17 protein-coding genes are annotated in these 12,492 nt (G+C 37.6%); 7 read left to right on the plus strand and 10 right to left on the minus strand.

Going from position 1 to position 12,492, the window contains the following annotated elements; translation table 11 throughout:
• The 4 genes from ACH3PA_RS06500 (at window position 1) to nadD (ending at window position 2,940) form a co-directional block, all read left to right on the plus strand.
• A complete protein-coding gene (locus ACH3PA_RS06500; protein ID WP_416446016.1) occupies window positions 1–810 on the plus strand; it encodes a 3-keto-disaccharide hydrolase in 810 nt (269 codons plus the stop codon).
• Window positions 811–900: 90 nt separating this feature from the next.
• Window positions 901–1,758, plus strand: coding sequence for a YicC/YloC family endoribonuclease (locus ACH3PA_RS06505; RefSeq protein WP_416446014.1), 858 nt, complete (start codon window positions 901–903; stop codon window positions 1,756–1,758).
• Window positions 1,758–2,333: a guanylate kinase gene (gmk, locus tag ACH3PA_RS06510; protein ID WP_416446012.1), complete on the plus strand. Its 576-nt coding sequence runs from the start codon at window positions 1,758–1,760 to the stop codon at window positions 2,331–2,333. Before ACH3PA_RS06505 ends, gmk begins: the two co-directional genes overlap by 1 nt.
• A gap of 28 nt (window positions 2,334–2,361) precedes the next feature.
• Window positions 2,362–2,940: a nicotinate (nicotinamide) nucleotide adenylyltransferase gene (gene nadD, locus ACH3PA_RS06515; protein WP_416446010.1), complete on the plus strand. Its 579-nt coding sequence runs from the start codon at window positions 2,362–2,364 to the stop codon at window positions 2,938–2,940.
• Between the two features lie 67 nt (window positions 2,941–3,007).
• On the opposite strand, the gene lysM is transcribed toward nadD, so the two are convergent.
• Both lysM and ACH3PA_RS06525 read right to left on the minus strand, forming a co-directional pair.
• Window positions 3,008–3,496 (minus strand): peptidoglycan-binding protein LysM, encoded by a 489-nt coding sequence (lysM, locus tag ACH3PA_RS06520; protein WP_416446008.1) that lies wholly within the window; start codon window positions 3,494–3,496, stop codon window positions 3,008–3,010.
• A 253-nt stretch (window positions 3,497–3,749) separates the two neighbouring features.
• Window positions 3,750–4,661 carry a nicotinic acid mononucleotide adenyltransferase gene (locus ACH3PA_RS06525; RefSeq protein ID WP_416446006.1) on the minus strand — a complete coding sequence of 304 codons (912 nt, stop codon included), beginning with the start codon at window positions 4,659–4,661 and terminating at the stop codon, window positions 3,750–3,752.
• Between the two features lie 132 nt (window positions 4,662–4,793).
• Here ACH3PA_RS06525 and ACH3PA_RS06530 point away from each other — a divergent pair, with 132 nt between their 5' ends.
• Together ACH3PA_RS06530 and ACH3PA_RS06535 are read left to right on the plus strand one after the other, a co-directional pair.
• Entirely contained in the window at window positions 4,794–5,783 is a 990-nt protein-coding gene (locus ACH3PA_RS06530) for an NAD(P)H-dependent glycerol-3-phosphate dehydrogenase (protein ID WP_416446004.1), read from the plus strand.
• Between the two features lie 11 nt (window positions 5,784–5,794).
• Entirely contained in the window at window positions 5,795–6,442 is a 648-nt protein-coding gene (locus ACH3PA_RS06535; RefSeq protein ID WP_416446002.1) for a cation transporter, read from the plus strand.
• 5 nt (window positions 6,443–6,447) lie between these two features.
• On the opposite strand, the gene ACH3PA_RS06540 is transcribed toward ACH3PA_RS06535, so the two are convergent.
• The 5 genes from ACH3PA_RS06540 to ACH3PA_RS06560 are packed head-to-tail and all read right to left on the minus strand — an operon-like array spanning window position 6,448 to window position 9,145.
• On the minus strand, window positions 6,448–6,843 hold the full coding sequence (locus ACH3PA_RS06540) for a hypothetical protein (RefSeq protein ID WP_416446000.1): 396 nt from the start codon (window positions 6,841–6,843) through the stop codon (window positions 6,448–6,450).
• Window positions 6,844–6,846: 3 nt separating this feature from the next.
• Window positions 6,847–7,014, minus strand: coding sequence for a hypothetical protein (locus tag ACH3PA_RS06545; protein WP_416445998.1), 168 nt, complete (start codon window positions 7,012–7,014; stop codon window positions 6,847–6,849).
• Complete coding sequence (pheS, locus tag ACH3PA_RS06550; protein ID WP_416445996.1) at window positions 7,011–8,027, minus strand: phenylalanine--tRNA ligase subunit alpha; 1,017 nt, start codon at window positions 8,025–8,027, stop codon at window positions 7,011–7,013. The genes ACH3PA_RS06545 and pheS overlap by 4 nt, the downstream gene beginning before the upstream one ends.
• A 27-nt stretch (window positions 8,028–8,054) precedes the next feature.
• The gene (locus tag ACH3PA_RS06555) at window positions 8,055–8,759 is read right to left on the minus strand and encodes a hypothetical protein (protein WP_416445994.1); all 705 of its coding nucleotides are present in this window, start codon (window positions 8,757–8,759) and stop codon (window positions 8,055–8,057) included.
• Between the two features lie 29 nt (window positions 8,760–8,788).
• Window positions 8,789–9,145, minus strand: a complete 357-nt coding sequence (locus tag ACH3PA_RS06560) for a hypothetical protein (RefSeq protein ID WP_416445992.1) — start codon at window positions 9,143–9,145, stop codon at window positions 8,789–8,791.
• A 50-nt stretch (window positions 9,146–9,195) separates the two neighbouring features.
• On the opposite strand from ACH3PA_RS06560, the gene ACH3PA_RS06565 reads away from it, so the two are divergent.
• Window positions 9,196–9,738 (plus strand): CvpA family protein, encoded by a 543-nt coding sequence (locus ACH3PA_RS06565; RefSeq protein ID WP_416445990.1) that lies wholly within the window; start codon window positions 9,196–9,198, stop codon window positions 9,736–9,738.
• A 54-nt stretch (window positions 9,739–9,792) separates the two neighbouring features.
• Here the strand turns inward: ACH3PA_RS06565 and ACH3PA_RS06570 are convergent, their stop codons facing one another.
• The 3 genes from ACH3PA_RS06570 to ACH3PA_RS06580 all read right to left on the minus strand — a co-directional run bounded on the left by ACH3PA_RS06570 (window position 9,793) and on the right by ACH3PA_RS06580 (window position 12,476).
• Window positions 9,793–11,388, minus strand: coding sequence for a SulP family inorganic anion transporter (locus ACH3PA_RS06570; RefSeq protein ID WP_416446643.1), 1,596 nt, complete (start codon window positions 11,386–11,388; stop codon window positions 9,793–9,795).
• Window positions 11,389–11,479: 91 nt separating this feature from the next.
• Window positions 11,480–12,103, minus strand: a complete 624-nt coding sequence (locus tag ACH3PA_RS06575) for a carbonic anhydrase family protein (RefSeq protein WP_416445988.1) — start codon at window positions 12,101–12,103, stop codon at window positions 11,480–11,482.
• Between the two features lie 79 nt (window positions 12,104–12,182).
• Window positions 12,183–12,476 (minus strand): hypothetical protein, encoded by a 294-nt coding sequence (locus ACH3PA_RS06580; protein ID WP_416445986.1) that lies wholly within the window; start codon window positions 12,474–12,476, stop codon window positions 12,183–12,185.
• Window positions 12,477–12,492: the final 16 nt, after the last annotated feature.

The raw sequence follows: 12,492 nt of genomic DNA on the forward strand, positions 1-12,492 counted from the left end.
ATGATACGTAATTTTATACCTCTTGTTGCCCTTGGTTTACTAGTTTCCTGTAATGACATGAATAAAGAATCAAGCGAGGACAGCGAGATGCAAACTACAGCTACAGATTCTGTTTCAACTCAGCCAGAAGAAGAAATAACAGATCCGGAAGCAACAGAATTCTGGGATCCTGAGCCTGCAGTAGTTTCTTTCGATAAGAACAACATACCATCAGACGCTATTGTTTTATTTAATGGTGAGAATCTTGACGCCTGGAAGAGTGTTACAGACACAACAGCTGCTGCGCCTTGGACTATCAATAGCGATGGTTCTTTCACCGTTAAAGCTCAAAGTGGTGATATCGAGACCAAAGAAAGTTTTGGTGACATGCAGTTGCATATAGAATGGCGTGCACCACAAGAAGTTGTAGGTGAAAGCCAGGGACGCGGTAACAGCGGTATCTTTCTTCAAAAGAAATATGAAGTGCAGGTGCTAGATAGTTACGACAACCGCACTTATTCTAACGGACAGGCAAGTTCTATTTATAAGCAATCTGTACCACTTGTAAACGCGACTAAACCGACTAGTGAATGGCAAACCTATGATATCATTTATCATCAACCTCATTTTGACGGTGACGGCAATAAAACGCAAGCCGCTACTGTAACGGTTATTCATAATGGTGTGGTTACACAAGACCATACAGAAATACAAGGAACAACAGAATATATAGGTCATCCTAAAAACATACCACATGGTGAAGCACCTATTGAATTACAAGATCACGGCAATCCTGTGAGCTATCGTAATATCTGGGTAAGAAAACTATAATTATTGCCTAAAAATTTAGAGAAGTTGCAACAAAAGAGATAGGAAAGCTTCAGATATAGTTTTCCTATCTTTGCGACTTTAAATCTAAGTATGATCAAATCAATGACAGGCTTCGGGAAATCTGTTTCCCAGTTACCTTCTAAGAAAATTACAATTGAGGTTAAATCTCTTAACAGTAAAAATCTGGACCTCAATACCAGAATTCCCTCCTTTTATCGCGAAAAAGAACTTGAACTACGCAACATAGTTGCAAAATCGCTTGAGCGCGGCAAAATAGATCTTAGCTTGTATGTTGAGTTAAACGGGCAGGAAACGAGCACTGCTATAAATGAAGCTGTGGTTAAAGAATATATCAGGCAATTAAGCCTTGTTGTAGATGGCGACCCTACTGAATTACTTAAAATGGCAATTCGCATGCCAGATGCCTTAAAAACCGAAAGAGACGAGATAGACGATCAGGAATATGAAGCCATCTTAAAAGGCATTGATGAAGCTCTAGGCGCCATTAACGATTACAGAGAAGACGAAGGCCGGGTTCTAAAAGAAGATTTTCAGCTTAGAGTTAAAAACATAGAAGAATATCTTGAAGAAGTTATCGCTATAGATCCTCAGCGCATAGAAAGCGTTCGCGAAAGATTAAACAAAGCAGTAAATGATCTTAAAGCAGAAGTAGATCCTAATCGTTTTGAACAGGAACTTACTTACTATCTTGAGAAATACGACATAACTGAAGAGAAAGTAAGATTAAAAAATCACCTTGACTATTTCACAAAATCACTCAATTCATCAGATTCTAACGGCAAAAAACTGGCTTTTATAAGTCAGGAAATAGGTCGTGAGATAAATACCATAGGCTCAAAATCTAATTATGCCCCTATGCAACAGGTTGTAGTGCGCATGAAAGATGAACTTGAGAAAATCAAGGAACAACTTTTAAACGTGCTTTGATGAAAGAAGAAGGTAAACTCATTGTTTTTTCGGCGCCTTCCGGAAGTGGAAAAACCACCATTGTAAGGCATTTATTAAGTAAAGAAGACCTAAAACTTGACTTCAGTATTTCGGCCACATCAAGAGAACCACGCGGTCACGAGAAAGACGGAGTAGATTACTACTATTTAACACTTGAAGAATTTAAGCGTCGTATTAAGAATGACGAGTTTCTGGAGTGGGAAGAAGTTTACAGAGACAATTTTTACGGCACCTTAAAAAGTGAAGTAGAACGCATCTGGAAGAAGAACCGCCACGTAATTTTTGATATTGACGTTGTAGGCGGTCTTGATATTAAAAAATTATATCCAGAGCGTACACTAGCTGTTTTTGTAAAACCACCTAGTATTGAAGAGTTAAAAATACGGCTGAAGAAACGCAAAACAGAAAGTGATGATCGTATAAATATGCGCATTGCTAAAGCAAGCGTTGAGCTGGCAACCGCACCGCAATTTGATTATATTATTGAAAATAACGATCTCAATACCGCTTTAGCAGAAGCTTACCAGCTCGTTTCTGATTTTGTAAATCAGTAAAAAGACTGGAAAAATCGGACAAAAAGCAATGAAAATCGGGCTTTATTTTGGCACTTTTAATCCTATTCATATAGGGCATCTTATAATTGCAAATCACCTGGCCGAATACAGCAATCTTGATAAGATCTGGCTAGTGATAACTCCGCATAATCCATTTAAGAAAAAGAATTCGCTTTTAGACAACCTTCACCGCTATCAACTTGTACAGCGTGCTATAGAGGATTATCCTAAACTAGAAGCGAGCACCATTGAGTTTGATCTACCCCAGCCTAATTATACAGTAAACACGTTAGCGCACCTTCAGGAAAAATATCCTGATTATGAATTTTGTTTAATCATGGGAGAAGACAATCTAAAAAGTCTTCATAAGTGGAAAAATTACGAGACGATTATAGACAATCACGAAATTTACGTTTATCCGAGAATATCAAATTCACAAGTTCCTGATCAATTTAAAGATCATTCAAAAATTCATGTTATTGACGCGCCAGTTGTCGAGATCTCTTCAACGTTTATACGAAAAGCAGTTAAGGCTAACAAAAACTGCCAGCCGCTATTGCCTCGAGAGGTTTGGCAATATATTGACGAGATGAATTTTTACAGATAACAGAAAATAAAAAAACCATTTACAGATAACAAATACCCGTAAATGGCCTTACAGAGGGAAAAAAATTTTAACCTTCTATACGAGGAATACGCAGAACTTGCCCCGGATAAATCTTATCAGGATCTGTAAGCATAGGCTTATTAGCTTCAAATATTACGGGATATTTCATTGCATTACTGTAATATTTCTTTGCAATCTTGCTTAATGTATCACCAGATACTACAGTGTGAAACTGTGCCTCCGGCTCACTGTGATCAACTTCCATACGGTCATCTACCTGGGCAATCCCATTAGTATTACCCACAACAAGTACCACTTTCTCTTTTGTAGATTGATCTTTTGCTTTACCTGTTATTGTAGCTGTCTCTCCTGCTATGCTTATTTTAAGATTTTCCACTTCAAGTGAAAGATCGTGCACTGTCTCTTCAAGAGAAGACGCTGCTTTTTTATTTGCTTCTTCTATAGCTGCAGATTTATCAGCTGCTTCTTCTGCATCTGTTTTACCAATACCAAAGACTTTTGCCCCGGCGTTCTTAATAAATGAAAATAATCCCATTGTTCTATTTTTTTTGGTTATTGTTAATTATTGAAATGTGAATTTACGAAATAAACAATAGGCTGTAATTAATCCATTTTTAAATCTATCTTAATCTTTGAAAGCTCAAATCACGCCGATTAAAGGTTTAAAAGTAATCTGTTCAAAAAATTTAAGTATTATATAATAAAGAAACCGCCCCATCAGATTTACTCTGTCAGAGCGGCTTCAACTAACTAACCAACCAAAAAAATCAACTAAATTATTGCTGCCTTCACAGCTTTATACTTTTAATTTGTTTATCTATTACAGACTGTTTTTCTCTCTTTTTACCAGCCTCTGCTGTTTTATAAGCTATGTATCCTCTTCCGCGAAAGCGATACTCTGTTCCTGATGCAGGTTGATATAATGAGATCGTATTGTCATCTAGTACTCTAAGTTCAAAAAACTCCCCGCTGAAATAATCATAATCGAGACTGAGATATTTTAGATCAGGATTGCCGGTTACATTTTCTACTTCATAGATGCCATTATAATCCCAATATACATGTTCAATTGCCGTGCCATTATAATCTTGTGAACTCTTAAAATTTCCTCTACCGCCGGCAGGAAGAAATTGCAGATAATTCTCTTCATCAAATTCATTCACAGCACCTTCTACACTGGTATACACCTTTTCCCATGCTGCATATTCCTGCAGAAAGTAATGAATGTTGTCATAAAACAAACGATCATAATTAAAAGTGTGGCGTTGATAGCCCTTAAGTATGTAAGACGTGCGTGTACTACGGTTATAAAGTTCAATAGAATTGCCGGCTAAAATACTGACCTCAAAGGTGTAAAAACCGTCTAAATCATGGCTAATATCAAGATCACTGCTAAAGGTATCATAGTACCCTACGCCTATACCGTAACCGTCGCCCTGGTTACCTATACCCACTAGATTGTTGTTTGCATAAACATCGCCATTATCAAAAGACAGAGTAAATGCCTTCTCCATAAATGGAATACCACCATTACCAGATGTTCTTTCTATATCAACATACCAAAGTTCATAGTCATTGAGCACCTCATCTAAAGATACAGCCGCAGGTAGTTCTTCATTCTCTACATAAATACCTGATTCACAAGAGGTATACACCTGTACTAAAACGGTGAATATTAAAAGTAGTTTTACAGTTTTCATAAGCTTTATGTATTACGGTTCATTTTTGGGAAACCAAAACGCATGCCACAAAAACAATAGTGCTGAAAACCAATATTTTACACACCGGATAAATTTGGTTATTTTTGAAAACTATTAGGAATGATGTAATATATGGCCATAAAATTTGGTGTTATAGGTGGAGGCAGCTGGGCTACCGCAATTGTAAAAATGCTGTGTGAGAATCTCGATGAGGTAGGCTGGTATATGCGCAGCGTATATGCACTTGAGCATATAAAGAAAGAACAGCATAATCCTAATTATTTAAGTGCCGTAGAATTTGATACAGAGCAATTAAAACTGAGCAATGATATTAATGAGATCATTGACTATGCAGATTATCTCATTTTTGCTATTCCTTCTGCTTTTGTAAGTGAAGAACTTAAAAAAGTAAACAATTCCCTTGAAGATAAAATCATTTTCTCTGCCATTAAAGGCATAGTTCCTGAAACCGGGAAAATTGTAGGAGAGCATTTTCATGAAGTTTATAATATCCCTTTTGAGAACATAGGTGTAATTACCGGGCCATGCCATGCAGAAGAGGTTGCCCTTGAGCGCCTGTCTTATCTTACCATTGCCTGTGCAGATGAAGAGAAAGCCAGAATAATGGCAAAACACCTCAACAGCGATTACATAAAAACCACAATTAGCGACGACACCATAGGTACAGAATATGCCGCTATGCTTAAAAATATCTATGCTATAGCAGCCGGTATTGCACACGGGTTGGGTTATGGTGATAACTTTCAAAGCGTGTTGATGAGTAATGCTATACGTGAAATGAAAAAGTTCATCAAGAATGTGCACAAAATGAAACGTAATATCAATGATTCTGCCTACCTGGGGGATCTATTGGTTACAGGATATTCAGTTTTTAGCCGTAACCGCATGTTTGGTAATATGATAGGCAAGGGTTACACGGTAAAAAGTGCGCAGATGGAGATGAGCATGATTGCAGAAGGTTATTATGCAGCTGCCAGTGCTTATCGCATTTATAAAGACTGCGGGGCCAAAATGCCTATTATTCATGCGGTACACGCAATTTTATACAAAGGCAAAGATCCTAAGAAAGTTTTTAAAAAACTGGTAGATAAACTTGACTAAACCTCAATTAAATGGCTACTTCAGCTACATTAGAACGCACAGATAAACTGTTTAGCAAAGCGCTCGCGTTTGCTGTTCTTACTGTAGTTTACAATGTAATTGAAGGTCTTATTTCGGTTTACTTTGGGCATAAAGAAGATACCCTTGCTCTATTTGGCTTTGGTCTCGACAGCTTTGTAGAAACGATCTCTGCCTTAGGCATCGTACAAATGATCCTGCGCATAAAGCGAAACCCAAATTCTGATAAAAGCTCTTTTGAGATTCTTTCACTAAAAATAACAGGATGGTGTTTTTACGGTCTTATCGCAGTTCTAATTATTTCTGCAGCAAACAATATAATTAGTGGTACAGAACCGGCATCGACACTGCCGGGAATAGTAATCGCAGGGATTTCTATCTTAGGTATGTGGGCATTGATCTATTTTAAGATCTCAATAGGTAAAAAGCTTAATTCAGCTCCTATCATTGCAGATGCAAAATGCAATCAGGTGTGTTTGTATATGTCTTTAGTCCTGTTACTTTCCAGCGGTTTGTGGTGGCTTTTTAAGATCCCCTATATTGATATTTTAGGAACTATTGGGATTATATATTTTGCCTATAAAGAGGGTAAGGAAGCTTTCGCGAAAGCTAAAGGAATTGAATGCTGCGCCTGTGATTAAAACTTCTACTCTGCGAGAATTCCCTTTTCAGGAATTACAGGAATCTCTTTCAATTTTGTCTCTTTGATGGTATTTGCTTTAAAAACAAATGTCTTATCGTACAACTTCCCATCCAGAAAGAAAGAAACCGAGAACTCATTATTTAGCTTAAGAACGCTGTCTTCAATAAACTCAACTTTAGCAAACGATTTTGCCGGTAAAACGGCCAGTTTATGCCGCATTACGCTCGATTTTTGCCGTGCATCATGACCTTTAGAAACGATGAAAATTGTCTCTAAAGCTTCGCTTTTAGCATTTACAAGATAGACATTCCAGTCGTGCGTGCGATGCGTCTCATTAAACTCTAAGATCGCAGCCACATGCACGCCCTCTACCTGAGGAATTGTAATATCTTTTTGCATAAATTAATCGTGGGTTACTTTCCATTTGATCCAAAGAATCAAAATGGCAAGAACAAAAATCCCCACAAATACACTACCTATGGCAATTTTTATAACTGCTATAACAAATGTTAGATACAAAAAAGCTAGTAATACGATTACAAGCAGAGCAATGGTTAAATATTTTTTCATAAAGCACTTTTAAATTGTTCAAGAAAGCGCACATCATTTTCACTAAACATGCGTATATCTGAAATCTGATGAAGCAGCAGCGCGATACGATCTATACCCATACCAAACGCAAAACCGCTATATTCTTTTGAGTCTATCCCGCAGTTCTCAAGCACATTAGGATCTACCATACCAGTACCCATTATCTCTAACCAGCCGGTACCTTTTGTCATTTTATAATCTGTCTCTGTCTCCAGACCCCAGTAAACATCTACTTCTGCACTAGGTTCTGTAAACGGAAAGTAAGATGGTCGCAATCTAATCTTGCTTTTACCAAACATCTCTGTAGTAAAATACTGTAGCGTTTGCTTAAGATCTGCAAATGAAACATCCTTATCTATATACAACCCTTCTACCTGATGAAAGAAGCAATGTGAACGTGCCGAAATGGCTTCGTTGCGATAAACACGACCCGGCGAAATTGTACGTATAGGTGGCTTGTTGTTTTCCATGTAGCGCACCTGTACTGATGAAGTATGCGTACGTAAAAGAACGTCAGGGTTGGTTTGTATAAAGAACGTATCCTGCATATCACGAGCCGGGTGATATTCTGGTAAGTTGAGCGCTGTAAAGTTATGCCAGTCATCTTCTATCTCAGGACCTTCTGAAACATTGAAGCCAATACGTGAGAAAATCTCTATTATCCTGTTCTTTACAAGAGAAAGTGGATGGCGGGCTCCCAGCTCAAGAGCTTCTCCCGGCCGGGTAAGATCACCGTAAGAACCTGCGACATCTTCTGTCTCCAGACTTTCTTTAAGATCGTTGACCTTATTTTGAGCGGTGTCTTTTAAAAGGTTAATGGTTTGCCCAAATTCTTTCTTCAATTCGTTAGGAACATTCTTAAACTCGGCAAAATGCTGATTCAGCAGTCCTTTTTTACCTAAGAATTTAATTCTAAACGCCTCTACCTCTTCTATAGAATTTGCCTTAAATGCTTCAGCTTCAGCAATAAGTTCTTTTATTTTATCTAGCATAAACCTCTTAATTACAAGGGAGCAAATTTAGGAAATTATGACGGCTTGCTCTTTGTTGTCTTCAAAAATATATTTCATTAAAAAGAAAACCGCTATACCGCCCAGCAAATGCCACAACCAGTGTGTTCCCATCCAGAAAATATCAAAATGAACACGCTTGTCTAAAACTCTGAACAGCACCGCTAAAGCAAAAATACCAAATGCATAAATCACATATTTTAAATTATGCCACTTGGTACGATACAAATAACCGCCCAGCGGAATCAAAATGGTTAAAGCTGTGATCGCATAACCCACACTTATTTGTAAACCATGAGGCATATGCACTTGTCTCGACCCAAAAAACGCCATTAGTATTATGAGCATAAATCCTAATCTGCGCACCCACGTTCTTTGCCATTTAAAAATGAAATAAATGGCAGAAGCGAGACTGGCAATCATAATAGGTACCCAATCCAGCAGTAACCAGAGCTCATTAGAACGTGTAGCGTGATAAATTGTACCGCCTATGTAGCCTATAAATATTACCGGAATTACGATCGCCAGAAATTTATGCCGCTGCGGATTCCTGTAAACTTTATTGCCAAAGTAAATAAGAATGAATAAAAAAATGAGATTGCTGTACGTATTAAAAGGCTCTACAGGCAACCTGCCGGCAATCGTCTCTTTGTAAACCGGCCCCGTATCATGAGGAAAAGAATAGTCTTGCAAAAAATCGAACCAAAATGCCATAAAATCTGGTTTATTTATGCAATAATCGGTTATTTAATGATTTCTTTTTCGAGAAAATAATTAACAATAGCTTCTTTCATCAACACAGTTTGTTCTCCCGCTTTTAAAGCCGGTAATTGCTCAAGTATTCTATAATGTGGCCAGCCTTCCTCATCCTGAAAATCAAACTCGTAATAACCAAAAGGTTCCAGCAGGCGACATATTGCGATATGCATAAGATTAAGCTTATCGTCTTTTTTAAATTTCACATCAAACCTGCCATATTCCTGTACCCCAATAAGATAAATTATTGAGTCAAGATCAAGCAATTCGCCATCTGCAAATCTATCTGATACTAATTTTTGAAGTTCTTCCCAACGCTGCTTTAATTGTTCATCTCTCGCCATAGTTTGCAAAGATAAACAAGACCATTCTTAAAAAATACTATATTTAACCTATGAATTATCTGGATATAATAATTGGCATTTTTCTGCTTCTAGGGCTAATAAAGGGCCTAAAAAACGGGTTTTTTGTGGAACTTGCTTCTCTTATAGCACTAATTGCAGGTATATATGGGGCAATTCATTTCTCGTATTATGCAGTAGATTTTTTAAGAGAGCGCGTATCCTGGAGCGAGAATACCATTAATCTGGCGTCTTTTGCAATAACCTTTATAATCATTGTGATCATAATTTCTTTGGCCGGTAAAATTCTTACTAAAATAGCCGATTTTGCCATGCTTGGGCTGGTTAATAGAATTCTGGGGGGGATTTTTGGAATATTAAAAGCAGCGTTTATAATTAGCGTGATCATCATGTTTATAGCCGCTCTTAACGACCGAGTCTCATTTATAGATGAAGACGTAAAAAACGAGTCTATCCTTTACCAGAATGTTGAAATGATCGCACCTATGATGCTTCCTAATATTCTAAAAGAAGTTGAAGAATATAAGCAGGAAAAAGAGTCAACACGTAATACAGATACTGAAGACACAGAATAGAAAATCCCGGCCACATGAATGCAACCGGGAAATTCCTAAAATAAAATCATTTTTCTAAGCAGTTACCTTAAATGCCTCTTTCTTGTCCTGTTTAAAGAACTGAGAATAACTTTGTGGGTTGTCTGTCTCCCCACGTTCTGAGATGATTTTCACGTTTATATTTCGCTCTTTAGCTTTCACGCTGAATTCATCTAAAATTTCAATAATGTCATTATCGAGATATTTCGTTTTTCTTACGTCGATCTCTACAAAGCTGTTTTCATCAATTCTGTCAAGTTCTTTAATGATCGCTCCTTTATTTATAAAAGTAACTTCTTCTGCAAGGGTCATATTAATAACATCTGCACCATTTTCTCCTTTTACAATATGCAGGAAATGTGAATTCTGGTAGCTTTTTATTAAAATAACTACGATTCCTACTGCTAAGCCCAGACTAATACCTACCAGAAGATCTGCAAATACGATCCCTACCACTGTGATTACAAAAGGCACAAATTGCTTCCATCCCATTTTATACATCTTGTAGAATAATGTGGGTTTTGCCAGTTTATAACCCACCAGAAATAAAATAGCAGCAAGCACTGATAATGGAATTAAATTCAGGATATTAGGAATAAGTATAACAGATATAAGAAGCAGAAAACCATGTAAAATTGCAGACATTTTTGTTTGCCCGCCAGACTGAATATTTGCAGAACTTCTCACAATCACCTGTGTCACAGGCAAACCACCTATAAGACCTGAACAAATATTACCTATACCTTGAGCAAAAAGCTCCCTATTAGTAGGAGTAACACGCTTGTGCGGATCTAATTTGTCTGTAGCCTCTACACACAGTAAGGTCTCAAGACTGGCTACTAATGCTATCGTAAACCCGGTAACCCATATTTGTGTTTCTCCTATTACACCAAAGTTGGGAAAGGTGAACTGTGCGAGAAAAGAATCTATACCTTCAGGTACAGGAACGGCGACAAGATGGTCTGCTGCAATGCCCAGACTCCCTGTGCCTTTAGTTAACACATAAAATACAATACCTGTTGCTACAGCCACAAGAGGACCCTGAACTAATTTGAAGAATCTGTGCTTTTTTGAAAGTACAGTTTCCCATGATATTAGAATAGCCATACTAATTAATGCGATCAATGTCGCTCCTAAGCTTATACTTCCAAATATATTACCAAGTTCAGAAAAAGTATTTTCACCATCCGCCTGAAAGAAAGCCCAGTCACCTTCGGGATCTGCATCATAACCAAAGAAGTGTGGTATCTGTTTCAGGATTATGATGATACCTATACCTGTAAGCATCCCCTTAATAACAGATGAAGGAAAGTAATACCCTATTATACCTGCTTTTAAAACGCCAAACAAAATCTGAATGACCCCACCTAAAACTACCGCTACCAGTAGGTTTTCATAACCGCCCAGTGTTGTTATTGCAGTAAGAACTATGGCACTAAGCCCGGCTGCCGGACCACTCACCCCAAGACTTGAACCACTAATTGCTCCTACGACTATACCTCCCACGATACCGGCTATAAGACCAGAAAAAAGTGGAGCCCCACTAGCCAGCGCAATCCCCAAACAAAGTGGGATGGCAACAAAAAACACTACCACACTTGCAGGGAAATCGCTCTTTATATTTTTAAACATATTATTCATCAGGTATATTTTTAATTTTATTTATAACTTTTTTATAAAGATTGCCGAAGTGATTTCCCCCAGCTTAGCACCACGCTTTATTTTATAACAGAGTAACTTCTCCTGTAGAAATTGCGTAAATACCTCCCACTATTTTTATCTCGCCATTCTCTTCCATCTCTTTTAGAATAGGGCTTTTTTCGCGTATGCGATCTAGTGTAAGACGCACATTTTTCTCTACTACGCCTGCTACAAAAGAATCATTTGCAGAAGTACGCTCTCCCGTTGTTTCTGTTGCTTCTACAGCAGGTTGAATGTTGCTCAATAAATGGGTGATATTTCCCATTTTTACATCATCACAGGCAGATTTTACCGCGCCGCATGACTCATGTCCCAGAACGATAACAAGCTTACTTCCGGCCACTTTACATGAGTATTCCATGCTGCCTAAAATATCTTTATTTTCAAAATTCCCTGCTACGCGAGCAACAAACAAATCGCCCACTCCCTGATCAAAAATAGTTTCTACAGGCACACGTGAGTCTATACAGCCTAAAACTACCGCTTTAGGCCACTGCCCTTCTTTAGTTCCTTCTATTTGAGCAGCATAATCGCGCTCATACATATTTTTGCTAACGAAGCGCTGGTTGCCATCAATGAGGTCGCTTAGCACCGCTTCTGGAGTCAATTGCTCCTGCTTATTTTTATTTATAATAGATGTAATCATGTCTTTAAATTTTAAATAACATTCATAATAGCACAGCGACTAATAGCCGTATGCATTAAAAAGAATTCATTAAAAAAATTTAAGACATGCGTGGAGGCGGAGAGACCGGATCCAGATAAATTGACATTGCAAGATCCTGTGAAGAGTAGGGTTGTACTCTATTTATGATGATCTCTAGAAATTCTATTGCAAAGTTTTCTTTTGAAAAGACTTCTAACTTTTTTTCTAATTCAAATTTGCCATCTGTATTGTTCTCTTCTTCAATAAAAGATATAGATGAATTGTCATCACCAGCTTTTAATATTTGCACAAGAGGAGGCGTTACCAGAAAGGCAATAAAAAGAAGTATGAAAAAGTAACTTTTAACCCTCAATTTCAATTTTTTTTGA

It is taken from the genome of Leeuwenhoekiella sp. A2, from assembly GCF_047946655.1.
Classification (GTDB): Bacteria; Bacteroidota; Bacteroidia; order Flavobacteriales; family Flavobacteriaceae; genus Leeuwenhoekiella.